Source organism: Xanthomonas cassavae CFBP 4642, from assembly GCF_000454545.1.
In the GTDB taxonomy this organism is placed as follows: domain Bacteria; phylum Pseudomonadota; class Gammaproteobacteria; order Xanthomonadales; family Xanthomonadaceae; genus Xanthomonas; species Xanthomonas cassavae.
The window spans coordinates 1925025-1938400 of the sequence record NZ_CM002139.1 but is presented as its reverse complement, the minus strand read 5'-3'; the positions used below and the strand labels follow the sequence as shown (position 1 = coordinate 1938400).

General features: G+C 65.5%; 9 protein-coding genes. 3 read left to right on the top strand and 6 right to left on the bottom strand.

Features of this window, described 5'->3' with window-relative positions; genetic code table 11:
• Nucleotide 1: 1 nt before the first annotated feature.
• The gene (locus tag XCSCFBP4642_RS0108695) at nt 2–844 is read right to left on the bottom strand and encodes an STAS domain-containing protein (protein WP_029219441.1); all 843 of its coding nucleotides are present in this window, start codon (nt 842–844) and stop codon (nt 2–4) included.
• A gap of 693 nt (nt 845–1537) precedes the next feature.
• On the opposite strand from XCSCFBP4642_RS0108695, the gene XCSCFBP4642_RS0108690 reads away from it, so the two are divergent.
• Nucleotides 1538–2638, top strand: coding sequence for an NADH:flavin oxidoreductase/NADH oxidase (locus tag XCSCFBP4642_RS0108690; protein WP_029219440.1), 1101 nt, complete (start codon nt 1538–1540; stop codon nt 2636–2638).
• A gap of 217 nt (nt 2639–2855) precedes the next feature.
• On the opposite strand, the gene XCSCFBP4642_RS0108685 is transcribed toward XCSCFBP4642_RS0108690, so the two are convergent.
• The 3 genes from XCSCFBP4642_RS0108685 to XCSCFBP4642_RS0108675 all read right to left on the bottom strand — a co-directional run bounded on the left by XCSCFBP4642_RS0108685 (nt 2856) and on the right by XCSCFBP4642_RS0108675 (nt 8633).
• Nucleotides 2856–5180: a tetratricopeptide repeat protein gene (locus XCSCFBP4642_RS0108685; protein ID WP_029219439.1), complete on the bottom strand. Its 2325-nt coding sequence runs from the start codon at nt 5178–5180 to the stop codon at nt 2856–2858.
• A gap of 22 nt (nt 5181–5202) precedes the next feature.
• Nucleotides 5203–7071: an ATP-binding protein gene (locus XCSCFBP4642_RS0108680; protein ID WP_029219438.1), complete on the bottom strand. Its 1869-nt coding sequence runs from the start codon at nt 7069–7071 to the stop codon at nt 5203–5205.
• A gap of 206 nt (nt 7072–7277) precedes the next feature.
• Nucleotides 7278–8633, bottom strand: a complete 1356-nt coding sequence (locus XCSCFBP4642_RS0108675; RefSeq protein WP_029219437.1) for a helix-turn-helix transcriptional regulator — start codon at nt 8631–8633, stop codon at nt 7278–7280.
• A gap of 920 nt (nt 8634–9553) precedes the next feature.
• Between XCSCFBP4642_RS0108675 and XCSCFBP4642_RS0108670 the strand changes: the two genes are divergently transcribed.
• Entirely contained in the window at nt 9554–10342 is a 789-nt protein-coding gene (locus XCSCFBP4642_RS0108670) for a winged helix-turn-helix transcriptional regulator (protein ID WP_029219436.1), read from the top strand.
• Between the two features lie 355 nt (nt 10343–10697).
• Here the strand turns inward: XCSCFBP4642_RS0108670 and XCSCFBP4642_RS29150 are convergent, their stop codons facing one another.
• Nucleotides 10698–10865, bottom strand: a complete 168-nt coding sequence (locus XCSCFBP4642_RS29150) for a DUF805 domain-containing protein (RefSeq protein WP_160170360.1) — start codon at nt 10863–10865, stop codon at nt 10698–10700.
• Nucleotides 10866–11055: 190 nt separating this feature from the next.
• On the bottom strand, nt 11056–12444 hold the full coding sequence (gene radA / locus XCSCFBP4642_RS0108660) for a DNA repair protein RadA (RefSeq protein ID WP_029219435.1): 1389 nt from the start codon (nt 12442–12444) through the stop codon (nt 11056–11058).
• A gap of 415 nt (nt 12445–12859) precedes the next feature.
• On the opposite strand from radA, the gene XCSCFBP4642_RS0108655 reads away from it, so the two are divergent.
• The gene (locus XCSCFBP4642_RS0108655; RefSeq protein WP_235048282.1) at nt 12860–13306 is read left to right on the top strand and encodes a hypothetical protein; all 447 of its coding nucleotides are present in this window, start codon (nt 12860–12862) and stop codon (nt 13304–13306) included.
• Nucleotides 13307–13376 lie beyond the last annotated feature (70 nt).

Genomic DNA, 13376 nt, shown 5'->3' with positions numbered 1-13376 from the left:
GTCAGAGCACCTTGCTCACGGTCACACCGGTGCGCTTGAGCGCCAGCGCCAGCGCATCGGCCAGGTTGGCCTTGGTCACGATGCCCTGCAGATCCAGCCCCAGATGCACGATGGTCTGCGCGATCTGCGGGCGCACACCGCTGATGATGGCGTCGGCGCCCATCAGCCGGATCGCGGTGACGGTCTTGAGCAGATGTTGCGCCACCAGGGTGTCCACCGTGGGCACGCCGGTGATGTCGATGATGGCGATCTCCGAACCGGTATCGACGATGCGCTGCAGCAGCGATTCCATCACCACCTGGGTGCGCTGCGAATCCAGCGTGCCGATCATCGGCAGCGCCAGTACGCCTTCCCACAGCTTCACTACCGGCGTGGACAGCTCCAGCATCTCTTCCTGCTGGCGCACGATGATGTCTTCGCGGGTCTTCTGGAACGTCTTGACGGTGTACAGGCCCAGGCGGTCGAGCAGCTCGGACAGCGCCCACAGCTGCTGGCCCAGTTCGTCCGGGACGCTGGCGTATTCGCGCTGTACCAGCGCGAACAACACGCGCTTGAGCGAGAAGATGAAGTTGGCAGTTTCCTGCGAATCGAACCCGCGGGTGGCGCGGTCGCGCGAGAGGGTTTCCAGGAAGCGGCGTACCTCGCTCCACTCGGCGCTGTCCAGGCTGCTGCCATCGTCCTTCAACGCCGCCACCAGCAGACTCAGGAATTGCGCGCTCTGGGTTTCCAGCTCCTGCCGGGGCAGGCGCACGTCGTTACCGACATTGGATGCGAGCCAGGCGGCCAACAGGGCCGGCTCCTGGCCACGAATCGCATTGATCGAGCGCTGCTGCAGTGCCACCATGAGATCACCCGCCAAGAAAGAAAGAGAGGCTGGGCATGCGGGCTGGACTGCGCCCGGATCGACGCGGCGCCCCCACGCCGAAGCGCATCAGAGTAAAGCAATTCAGTTTCGGCAACCAGCGACCCAAGCTGTAGCGGTCATGGCCGCCGGCCGCTGCAGTTTGACATTGCCGCAACGGCGGGAACGTGCGCTGGCCCACGCCTGCGCAGATGCGCCGCTTGAGCCTGCCTGAGCGCCCGTCGCCGATCGGACCTGGCGCAGCCGGCTGGAAGGACGGCGTCTGCCCACAGCGCGCGGGGATGCTCACCGCGTGCACCGTCTCCCGGAGACACCTTGCCGGGCAAGATGCCTGGCCGGATCTGCCTGCCACGCAAGCGCCCGGCTCCGGGGCATGGCCACGCCAAGCACCCGCCGCCGCAGACCCGCGGACGCGCGCCTGCGCAGGCGCGCAAGCAGCGGCATCCTGGCGACCCATGCAGCGCGCATCACCGCGGGTGCGCGCTGCGGATACGCGCTGCAGCGACACAGCGTTGCAGCGATTCCGCTGCGCCCGCGGCAACGCCTCCACGCAGACATAGCACGGCTGCGCGCGCCGTCGGCAGGACTGCAACGCGGTGTGCCATCGGCGCCGGTGTCGCCCGGCAGCGCGGCATGCTCTGATCGCGCCCCTGCTCTCTCGGACCTCAATGCCCCATGTCATCGTTGTTTTCTGCGTACCAGCTGAAGGATGTCACGCTCCGCAATCGCATCGCGATCCCCCCCATGTGCCAATACACCGCCGTCGATGGCATGAGCAACGATTGGCATGACGTGCACTATGCCGCGCTGGCGCGCGGTGGTGCCGGGCTGGTGATCGTCGAGGCAACCGGCGTTTCGCCGGAAGGGCGCATCACGCCCGGTTGCCTTGGCCTGTGGAACGACGCACAGGCCGAAGGGCTGGCGCGCATCGCCGCCTCCATCAGCGCTGCCGGTGCGGTACCGGGCATCCAGATCGGCCATGCCGGGCGCAAGGCGAGCGCCAACCGTCCCTGGGAAGGCGACGACCATATCGCCGATGACGATGCGCGCGGCTGGGAGACCGTATCGCCATCGGCGGTCGCCTTCGGTGGCGGCCTGTCCAAAGTGCCGCGCGAAATGACGCTGGACGATATCGCCCGCGTGCGTGGCGATTTTGTTGCCGCCGCGCAACGCGCCCGCGATGCCGGCTTCAAATGGCTGGAGCTGCACTTTGCCCACGGCTATCTGGCGCAGAGCTTCTTCTCGGTGCATGCCAACCTGCGCCAGGACCGCTACGGCGGTGATGCCGACGGCCGCGCGCGCTTTCTGCTGGAGACGCTGCAGGCTGTCCGCGCGGTCTGGCCCGACCATCTGCCGCTCGCCGCCCGCTTCGGCGTCATCGAATTCGACGGCCGCGACGAACAAACGCTGGCCGAGGCGATCGACCTGACACGCGCATTCAAGCGCAGCGGCCTGGACCTGCTGAATGTCAGCATGGGATTCAGCACGCCGGCCGCACAGATTCCGTGGGGCCCTGCCCTGCTGGCGCCGATTGCCGAGCGCGTCAGCCGCGACGCGCAGCTGCCGGTCGCCTCGTCCTGGAACATCGACGATCCGCACGAAGCCAACCGCGTTATCGCCGATGGGCAGATGGAATTGGTGATGGTTGGCCGCGCACACCTCGCCAACCCGCATTGGCCGTATCAGGCGGCACTGGCGCTGGGCGAAGAACGTCCGTCATGGCAGCTGCCGCCGTCGTATGCACACTGGCTGGAGCGCTACGGCGCGCGCAGCTGATCGAGCGGCCGCGAGGTCGCCGCTGACCGCGGCGTCCTCGCGCTTGCAATCTCGCTGAGCCACCTGCCGCGATGGTATCGAAGGCATCGATGGCATCGATGGCATCGAAGGCAGCGCAGAGACCGCCAGCCGGTCGGGACGCACTACGCCCCGCCTGCCACGCCCACGTCTGGATCTTCGATCATTCCCCTGGCCGCACTGGTTGCAGGCGGCCGCCCTACAGCCCATAACGCTCCACCGCCTCCAGATGCGGGCGCGGATCCTGGTCGCAGGCCTCGGCCAGGCGCAGCCAGCACATCGGGTGCGACCAGCGCGAGGTGGTGCAGCGCAGGACGCGATGCAATTCCTGCGGCGACACGCTGTCCGGGAGCGCCACGGTGAACAACACCCCCGGCAAGCCCGACGTCGCATCGTCCGGATCGAACGCATCCGGCTGATCCGGATCCATGACACGGTAGTCGCCGCGACTGTGCACCCACATCTTCCAGCCGCGCGTTTCCATGTCTGCACGCATGGCCTCGACCACCTCGTCACCCGGATGCACGCCATCCACCAGCCAGCTGCTGCCATAGCCGCCGGTCTCCAGCACATGCACCTGCGCATACGTTGGCACGAAGCGCTCGCGTTCGGCCTCATCTTCCGGCGCCGGATACAGCAGGTCCGCATCGAACACCACCCTGTCGCCGACATGCTGGCGCCGGTGCGCAGGCGCGTTCTCGATGATGCGTGCGGTCACCGGGCCGGTGCGGCGTGCGTAGTAGTCGGCCGCCTCGCCATCGTCCACGCAACGCACGATCACCCAGCCCCAGTCTTCTTCGACAACCCCGCTGGGGCTGCTCAGTTCCATGCCGATCGCCGCTGCCGAGGCCCGCACCGCATCCCAGTCCTGTGCGGCGCTGGCGGCGGTCATATGGTCCCAGTGCGCGGAGCGCGGCTCGTCCATCGTCGCGATCAATTGGCGGTAGACCTCGGCCGCCTCGGCAAAGCGTCCGGTGTTGAGATACATGCGCGCCAGCAACCCGCGCGCGCCATGCGAGCCGGGCGACAGTTCCAGCAAGGCGGTGCACGCCTGCTCCAGCGCCGGCCAATCGGCCAGCCGCTGGGCAAGTTGCGCCTCGCACCACAGCGCGGCCACCGGCACCTGCGGGCGATAGAGCTGCGCCAGCTTGCGCACGCCGGCATCATCGCCACGGCCCAGCAACAAATTCATCAGCCGGAAGGTCGGGCTGGTTTCGCGGTCGGCGTGCCGCTGCACGAATTCCCACAGCAGCGCGATCGCCTGCTCGTCCGCCGCGCAGGCGCTCAAGGCCGACGCGGCGGTATCGACCAGCTCCGCATCGTCGGGACACTCGGCCACCGCCTGCAGCAACCACTGCGCCTCCTGCTCGGGGTTGCGCACCACGTCCTGGCCCTGCGCGTTCAACCATTCCAGCAGCTGATCGGCCGGCACCGGCGCCTCCTCGCCCGTGGGCGCCGGCTCGATCCGGGCGGCCCAACGGTCCAGCGCCTGCGTGGCACCACGGTCCTGCCGCAACTTGGGCAGGTGCGTGCGGGCGAGCGCCAGATGCCGACGTGCCGTCCACACCGCACCCCGTTGCAGGGCCAGATCGATCGCAAGTTCCGCCGCCTCGATCAAAATGCGATGCGCACCGACCTGCGCGTAATGATCGAGCATCAGCTGCACGCGGCTCCCCAGGTCCCAGGTATTACGCTCGGGTGCACGTGTCACCAGCACCGCCACTGCGCGCAACCAGTGCAGGCGATAGCGTGGCGCCACCTCGCGCCAGGGCAGCAGGGCGTCCATGGCCTCGTCGTCGCGATTGAGCAGCGCCAGCGCACGCGCTTTCTGCAGTCGGCGCGGCTGACTGCAATTGGCCCACTCTGCACCCTCGCGCGCCGCCTCGCGCTCGCGCTGTTCGATCAGTGCCAGTGCCTCGTCCGCGCGCCCCAGCGACAGCAGGATCGAGATCCGCATGTCAGGCACGCCGTCGTAGATCTGGCCACCGTGGGCCACGATGGTTTGCGATTGCTGGTCCAGATAGCTCAGTGCCGCATCGCCACGCCCGTCGTCGAGCAGGGCATCGGCTTTTTTGCAACTCAGGCACTGATAGCACGACCAACTCGGGTCGATACGGCCCAACGTCTCATCGCAGACCTCGATGCGCTCTTGCACCCAGCCGGGGCCATCGATGTTGGCGTAGCACGCCGCAAGATCCTGGGTGACGCAGACCGATTGCGGGCATTCCACTGCGTCGGCACGGTGCGCGCGCTCGAACAGTGCCACCGCATCGCCCAGCGCGCGTTCGCCTTCGCACAGGTTGCCGACCCGGTTGCGCATCTCCCAATGGCCGACAAACACGTCCAGCCACGGATTGGCCAGCGTCTTGCCCAGCGCACGCGCCTCGGGCAGCAAGGCTTCGGCACGTTCGATCTGCAGATCGCAGATATGGTCGGTCAGGCGCGTCAGCAGCTGCGCGTTCTGCGGCTGCCCGGCTTCGCCCAGGTCGTCCTGCAGCTTTTCCACCCAGTTCCAGATTTCCATCGTACGTCCTTCGGTGCGGCGCTCAGCGCGCCAGCAGTTGGCTCACGGCCTCGGCAAGATCGCCGAAAGCCTTGTTGAGATCGGACCCGCCCGATTCGGCTCCACCGGGCTGCGGTTGCGCCCTCCCCTGTGCCGCGACGATCACCTTCAGTGAGCGCAGCAAGCGCGCGGCGACCGCGGCTTGCGGGTTGCCAACGCGCTGTGCGGCCAGCAAGGCCTGCAGCGCTTGATTGTCCAGATTGAGATATAGCCGCTGGGTCTGACGCGCTTCGATGCGCGCGGTGAACTGCCGCACCAGCCGCAATGCAGCCGTCGACACCCGTTTGTCGCTTTCGTCCTGTTCCAGCCGGCGCTTGAGCTCGGCCTCGCGATCGGGCACCACCACCAGCGGCAATTCCGCAGGGCTGAAGCGTGCCGGCACCAGCGCTTCGCCATCGCCCAGGTGCTGCTCCAGCCACGCCAGTTCATCGGCCGGCAGGCGATCCAGATGGAACAACTGACGGTTGCCATGCTCGGTTCCCAGCTCGACCAGGCGCACCCCCTTGGCCTGCGCCCAGCGGCGCAGGAACGGCACCACCGCATAGCGGTTGCCATAGGCCACCGGCACGCCCATGGCACGGAACAGCATCTCTTCGAAGCCGCTGTCGCTGTCCAGGATGACGTGCACCGCGCCACGCGCCGGCAACTGCTGCGCCGGCAGGTCGCCCTGCGAGGTCGGCACCCGCACATGTTCCAGCAGCAATTCGAACAGGCGCTCGTCGCACAGTGCCGCGCCCAGCAAGGCCTCGTTATGCCGCAGCAGGATGCGACGCCATGCCTCCGGCTGCTGCCGCGCCACATCCGCCAGCCCCTGCACCAGGGCCTCGGACAGCGCATGCTGCACCGAGCTGTAGACCGCATCGCGCTGCAGGTCCTCGCGGCTTGCCGTCGGCGTCAGGCGATTGGACTCGATCACCCCGCCGATGAAACCGGCCCACGGCGGCAGCAATTCGCGCGCGTTATCGTCCAGCAGCATGCCGCGCAGAAACACCGACAGGTTGCGGTTATCGCTGGTGCCGTAGGTGGCACCGTCCTGCACCCACAACAGGCCCACCGCATCGCTCCCCTCGTCCGCACGTACCGGCATGCAGCACAAGGGTTCGAAGTTGCGCTCGAAGCGCGCAGCGAACTCGCGTTGCCGGCGCCAGGCCTGCACCGGATGCAGCGGCACCGCGTCATGGGCGCGCCACGGCGGCGGTTCGGGATTGATCGGCTGCGTAGTGGCACCGACCCAGATCGGCTCGCGCAACAAGGCGCAATAACGCGCCAGGATCTCGTGCAGGCGCCCGTCCTGCGCCAATGCCAGGTATTGGTCGTGCAGCTCCAGCACCACCTCGGTGCCCACCTGCGCACGCGCCGGTATCGGGCTCACCGTGTAGTGCTCGGCATTGCCGGAGAGGTAGCAATGGCCCAGGGTCGGCGTCTGGTAGGAGGTGGTACGCACGGTGACACGGCGTGCCAGCACGAAGGCCGACAGGAAGCCCAGCCCGAACATGCCGATCAGCCCGCTGTCTTCGTGCCCACCCTGGCGCAGCCTGCGGGTATAGCCCACGCCCACGGTGGCCAGGTAATCATGGATTTCCTGCTGGGTGAGCCCGGCGCCGGTATCGACGATACGCACGATCCCCTGCGCCGGATCGGCCTGCACGTGGATGCGCGATTCACCCTGCCACTGCGGCTGCTCCAGGCGACGCCGCAGGATCGAGTCGTGCGCGTTCTGTACCAGCTCGCGCAATGCGACCACCGGCGTGGAATACAGATGCTTGCTCAGGACGGACATCAATCCATTGAGGTCGACGCCTGCGCGGCGGATCTGTGAGGCGTCCGTCGCTTCGGAGATAGGATCTTGCATGATGGTCGTCGTTTCCTTGGCGGCCACGCCCATCCTCGGACGCGCCTCCTGAGTGGCAGTGCGAGCCGGCAAGGATAGCCGCAAGCATCTTGCACGCACGTCTCACTTGGGCTCCTGCCCTACCCTGCGTGCCGACGACGGTGCCTGCATTACTGTAGGAAACCACGCGCACGGCCAGGCGCTGCCGCCCGGCCGTGCGCGGCCAACTACCGCTGCAAGGTTTCCATCGGCGCTTCATTGAAATGCTGGCGATACCCCTTGGCGAGCGCTGAACGACTGCCAACGCCCCAGCGGCTGGCCGCCTGCAGCACGCTGCCGCAACCGCCCTCGGCCAGCAGTTCGTCGCGGATGCTCTGCATGCGATAACGCCGCAACACCTGGGTCGGCGACAACCCGGTGGCCGACTTGAATGCCTGCTGCAGCGCACGCCCGGTCACCCCGATCTGCGCGGCCACTTCATTGATCGACAGATCCGAGCGGTGCGCATTGGTGATCATGTAGCTATAGGCACGGCGGTACTTGGCCGGCAGGCGCGCGGAGATATCGTCGCTGACATGCGCCGGCGTGCCGCTCTCCAGCAAGCGCGGCGCCTGCACTTCGCTGCGCAGGCATTGCACCGCACCCAGCGCGTAGCGGTTGTACAGCAGCAAGGCCTGTTCGGTACGCCCCAGCGTCTGGCTGATCTTGGCCTGGCAATACTCGAATTCCAGATTCCAGCGCGGTGCATGGTGCCGGCCGGCGCCGGCCAGGGCACGCTCGGCCAGGTCGGCACGACCCACCGCCAGGGCAGCCAGCGCCAGTTCCACCTGCGCATCCTGCCGCGCGCACGGTGGGCAACCGTTGGCTGCCGCCGGCAGGGCGTCGATCTGTGCGTCGAAACCAAAGGTGTCGCCGCCGGCAATCCGCAGCAGGTTGCGGACATGCCGCAATCGCTGCGCAAGCACCGGCATGCTTTCGGCAAGATCGGCGATGCAGGCGCGCAGCTCGCTCGGTTCGAACGCATGGGCGGCGTCTTCCTGGCGCAACGTGGCCTGCCAGAACACGTGGTCGCTCATGCGGTCCGCGCGGCGGATGCGCAACTGCGCGAGCATGTCCAGGCGCAGCGCCGTGGCGATCCGCAGCCAGTCGGATGCACCGCCTTCCAGCTCCGACAGCACTTCATGGGCACGCTCGAGCGTTTGCAGGGCCAAGGTGCTCTGGCCAAGGTGGAAATGGGTCAAGGCCTTGCCGAGCAAGCCTTCGCCACCCAGGCAGGCCGGCGTGTCGCGGTCCACCGCAAGCTGCGCAAAGCAGTTCAACGCGGCGCTCAGCCTGCGCTGGCTCAGCATCAGCCAGGCAGTATTGCGGCACGACAGCAGGCGTAGCTGGCGCTGATGCCCGCGCATCGCCTTCAAGGCATGCCGGTAGGCGTCTTCAGCTTCTTCTTGATATTCGAGTATCAACAACGCATCGCCGCTGGCACCGAGCAGACTGACTTCATCGTCAGTCCCTTCGGGCGTTCCCTGGCCGTCACGGCGTTGTTGAAGATGTTGCAGACCTTGCGGCCAGGCACCAACCAGCATCCTGCTTGTATAGGTAGGAAGACGATCTGCATACGACAATGCGGAGATCGCTGCGAAGTAGGTGGAAAGGATCATGCCGGGCTCTCTCATAGGGGGATGAGCAAAAGACAACAACGCGCCGGTCTCGCTGGCGCAAACGATTGTATGCAGGGGATCCAATGGAATTTCTCACCCGATGGCACCGCAAAAATCAAAAAATCTCACTCTGTCTTCCTGCACGTCGGCCGTGCGTTGCTGCAAATGCCGAACGCTTTCGCGAACGACGGACATAATGTCCAGCGCTAGACATCACGCACCATTCGAGTGGGTATTGAATAAGCGATGCTGCCGCGCGCTGCGCGGTGTTCCGGCAACGTCTGCCAACGCACCGCTTCGATGCGGATATCCCTGCATCGGCGATCGCCAAGCGTCTTGCATGCGGCGCCAGAGACGAGTAACGGCGTCCGCGCCGTGGGCGATGGACCGGGACCGTGCAGCTGGTCATCCACCTCATGCAGCTATTCCATACAGGCGGCGAGACCATCCGAATCGCAATACCTTGGTCTAGACCTCTGCAGACCAATCGGCCTTCTTTATCTGGATCTGCGAACAGGCCTGGGATCCAAGGAACGCAGCGATAGCGGCTTGCACCGCTGTTTCGTTCGGCCCATGCCCTAGCCGTAAGAGCTGCTGCACGCGTAGATGAGCGCAGGTTAAAGCGCGCCTACCTAAACCCGAAGAAAAGTGCGCAGCAATGAAACTTTCTGTCTTTGGAATGGTACATACCATTCGTTCGACCTCGGTCAGACGCTCCCCCCTGGCAGCCCGGATGGTTTGGCGATGCACCTCTCTATCGATGTGGGTTTCACCTTGGTGCCTGCGGTTCGTCGCCGGCATCCCACGCACGACTGGTACGTGTGCCGTCATGGGAAGGCCGACTAATGCACGGCAATCCTCTCCCCGCCAAGCAAGGATCGGCTTTCCTGTTGACGCAGGACGCGCGTCTGGCCTCGCAGGTCAATGCGAGCCTCGCCCCGCTGGGTCCGCAGTTCGCGGTGTTTTCCGACGAACTCGAGCTGCTGCGTTGCTTGCGGCACTCGCCTTGCGAGCTGCTGATCTTCGATGCGACCTGTGTCGCCTCGGACGACAGCTCGGTGCTCGCCTGGCAGCGCTGCCACAGCGGTCAGCCCACCCCGTTGATCGTGCTGGGACGCTTCGACAGTCCCGACGATATCCTGGCCTGGTACCGTGCCGGCGCCCAGGAAGTGTTAGCCCTCCCATTCAACTCGCATGAGCTGCAGGTCCGCTCGGCGCTGGCGATCTCGCCGGTGGCCCACAGCTGCCAGGAATCGCAACACCTCAGTGTGGGCCCGTATCACCTGATCCGCGAGGAAAACACCGTCTACCTGCACGGCAAGCCGATTGTACTGACGGCACGCGAGTTTTCGATTGCCTGGCTGCTGTTCTCCAGCCCCGGGGTCTGTTTCCGTCGCTGCCAGTTGGCCAAGGCCGTCTGGGGCAGCCATACCGAGTTCACCGACCGCACGATGGAGCAGCACATTTACAAGCTGCGCAAGAAACTGCAGCTGTGCAACCACAGCGGGGTCGTCCGCATCAGGACCGTGTATTCGCACGGCTACAAGCTGGAACTCGCCTCGCAGGACAAGGACCCGCTGATATCGGGCAAGAGCAGCAGCTCAAGCACCGGCCACCATGCGGCTGCCTGCTAACGACGTTTTCGCACGTTGGGCGCTGGTCACGCGCCTCATCGTCTGCCTGCCGTAATGTCCGCGAGCTTCGCTCAGCGGCGATGTAGCCGCCTGTTTGTGTGTGTTTCGGCGTAGCGCGTCAGCAAAGCACTTGCGTTAATCGAAATTGCAGGCCATCGAGCGCCAGGCACCTTGGTCCAGCGCGGCATACGATTGCAGCCAACAGCGACGAACTTGCGTGTGCGGCCTTGCTACCGCCCCGGTCAAGAAATCGATCCGACTTCGGTGCAACGCAGTCGCCAGCCATCGCATAAGCGACAATGGCGCAGGGAACCCCTGCGCCATTGCTTGAATCAAACCTGGGGCGTAACGCGGATTACTTCAGGCTCTCGCCATACTGGTTCGGGCCGGGGGTGCCTTCCAGGCACATGAAAACCAGCATGATAAAACCACCGATGTACAGCATGAACATCCAGTATTCCTTGCGACGCGAGCGATCTTGAAAGTCGGCATGGCGCTTGAGCGGCAACAACATCCATTCCATCGTGGCTCTTCAGTTCGAGCAATCAGCGGTCTTCGTGATCCGGTGCACAGTGCAGCAGGCCGCACAGGTGCCATGGCCGCTGCCTGGTGAAAACGGTTTTTTAATACCCAAAACGCAGTTGCGAGCAGCCAGCCGACAGACGCTCACAGGCGCAACGAGATGGCTCGCCTTGCCCATCGGCAGCGCTCACTTATTCCGCCGCCTCCAGCGCCTGGCTCAACCGCTCCACCGCAATGATCTCCATGCCCTTGATGGTGGCCGTTTTCGGCGCATTGGCGCGGGGCACGATCGCGCGCTTGAAGCCATGCGTGGCGGCCTCCTTCAAGCGGTCCTCGCCGTTGGGCACCGGCCGAATCTCGCCAGACAGCCCCACCTCGCCAAACGCGATGGTCTTCTCGGACAACGGCCGGTCGCGCAGCGAGGACAGCACCGCCAACAGCACCGGCAAGTCGGCTGCGGTCTCCTGCACGCGGATGCCGCCGACCACGTTGACGAACACGTCCTGGTCGCCGACCACGATGCCGCCATGGCGATGCAGCACCGCCAGCAGCATCGCCAGCCGGTTCTGTTCCAGCCCCACCGCCACCCGGCGCGGATTGGACAACGGTGAGGCATCCACCAGCGCCTGCACTTCCACCATCAACGGCCGGGTGCCCTCGCGGGTCACCATCACGCAGCTGCCCGGCTGCTGGGTGCTGCCGCCGGACAGGAAGATCGCCGAGGGGTTGGAGACCTCCTTGAGCCCCTTCTCGCCCATCGCGAACACGCCGAGTTCGTTGACCGCGCCAAAGCGGTTCTTGAATGCGCGCAGCAGGCGGAACCGGCTACCGCTCTCCCCTTCGAAGTACAGCACCGCATCGACCATGTGTTCGAGCACACGGGGGCCGGCGATGCCGCCTTCCTTGGTGACATGGCCCACCAGGAACACCGCCGTACCGGTTTCCTTGGCAAACCGCACCAGCCGCGCCGCACTCTCGCGCACCTGGCTGACCGACCCGGGCGCTGCAGTCAGCGACTCGGTCCACAGCGTCTGCACCGAATCGGCCACGATCAGCTTCGGCCGCGCCACGCTTGCATGCTGCAGGATATGTTCGATGCCGGTTTCGGCCAGCGCATTCAAGCCTTCCAGCGGCAGATCCAGGCGCACCGCGCGCCCGGCCACCTGGGCCAGCGACTCCTCACCGGTGACGTAGAGCACCGGCAACGTGCCCGCCATGCTGGCCAGCGCTTGCAGCAGCAGGGTCGACTTGCCGATTCCGGGATCGCCGCCAATCAGCACCACTGCCCCCTCGACCAACCCGCCGCCCAACACCCGGTCGAACTCGCCGATGCCGGTGGACACGCGCGCCTGCTCGGTTTGCTGCACATCCTTGAGCGCCATGATCTTGGGCGCTTCGGCCTTGCCGGCCCACCCACTACGCCGCGAGGCAGCCGGCGACGCCTTGCCGCCAGGGGCCGCGCTTTCCAGCACGATTTCGCTGAGCGTATTCCACACCCCGCATTCGGTGCACTGCCCCTGCCACTTGGTGTACTCGGCGCCGCACTCGCCGCAGACATAGGCCGTCTTCGCCTTCGCCATTTTGCTATTGCCTGTTTCCGGAAGCTGCCAGCATAGTGGCTGGCCGTCTCAAAAGACGCGACCACGTGGTTGTTTGGAAGCACCGTGCCTGCACCGCCGCGCGCAGCACCCGCAGTGCGTCTGAGATTCGCCATCGCCGCGCAGGCGGCTCGCTGACGCCCTGGCCAGTGCCACGCGAACATGGGCGCCGCACGTCTGCACTCATGCACTTTGACGGCCTCATGAAGCCAGGGATCCGGCAGTCATCACAGCGACGCAACCGGTTACTTCTTTTGACTTTTGCGCCGGCCCCATAATGAAGCTCGCGCATGCCCGTGGACCACCTGGCAACGCTTGTGGTCGCTCTGGGCGTTTCACACGCCCCTGCTTGCAGCGCTTGTAGCGTCGTTGCGGAGATCGGCCGCGCACTCGTGGATTGGCGGCATCGCGCATGGGAGGGTCGGTTCTCTTCGCTGCAGATTTGCAAACAGCGCAAGGCACGCAATCAACGGACGAGGTCATCATGAAACTACTCATTATTGTGCTGTTCGGATTATTCGGGCTTGCCCATGCGGGCGCGGCGCGCGCCGATGGGTGCGGCGGCAATCTCATCGACCACAAGCCGGTGAGCATCGCAGGCGAAAGAGTCGGCGAACTACAGCTGTACTACAACAGCGGCAACGGCAAGAATTGCGCGGTTTTCGCGCATCTGGGCTCTACGCGTGGAAAGTCACTGGTCACCAGCGTGGAGGTGTACGTCTGCAAACCCAACCGCACCAATTGCGGTGTGTGGCAGTGGGATTCGTGGTGGGATCGCGACGATGGAACCTACGCCTATCAGGCAGGTCCGGTGCGCATCGACGGACGCGATAAATGCGTATAGGCAATGGGATACCTGGACTACAAGGGACAAACCGGAGTTGCCGTCTCCGGCGTGCATTGTCGCTAGCGCA

Excerpts from the sequence above, each read along its gene's own strand:
- XCSCFBP4642_RS0108680 (WP_029219438.1), bottom strand. The coding sequence starts at position 7,071 with ATGCAAGATCCTATCTCCGAAGCGACGGACGCCTCACAGATCCGCCGC.
- XCSCFBP4642_RS29150 (WP_160170360.1), bottom strand. The coding sequence starts at position 10,865 with ATGGAATGGATGTTGTTGCCGCTCAAGCGCCATGCCGACTTTCAAGAT.
- XCSCFBP4642_RS0108690 (WP_029219440.1), top strand. The coding sequence starts at position 1,538 with ATGTCATCGTTGTTTTCTGCGTACCAGCTGAAGGATGTCACGCTCCGC.
- XCSCFBP4642_RS0108685 (WP_029219439.1), bottom strand. The coding sequence starts at position 5,180 with ATGGAAATCTGGAACTGGGTGGAAAAGCTGCAGGACGACCTGGGCGAA.
- radA (WP_029219435.1), bottom strand. The coding sequence starts at position 12,444 with ATGGCGAAGGCGAAGACGGCCTATGTCTGCGGCGAGTGCGGCGCCGAG.
- XCSCFBP4642_RS0108695 (WP_029219441.1), bottom strand. The coding sequence starts at position 844 with ATGGTGGCACTGCAGCAGCGCTCGATCAATGCGATTCGTGGCCAGGAG.
- XCSCFBP4642_RS0108675 (WP_029219437.1), bottom strand. The coding sequence starts at position 8,633 with ATGCTGGTTGGTGCCTGGCCGCAAGGTCTGCAACATCTTCAACAACGC.
- XCSCFBP4642_RS0108670 (WP_029219436.1), top strand. The coding sequence starts at position 9,554 with ATGCACGGCAATCCTCTCCCCGCCAAGCAAGGATCGGCTTTCCTGTTG.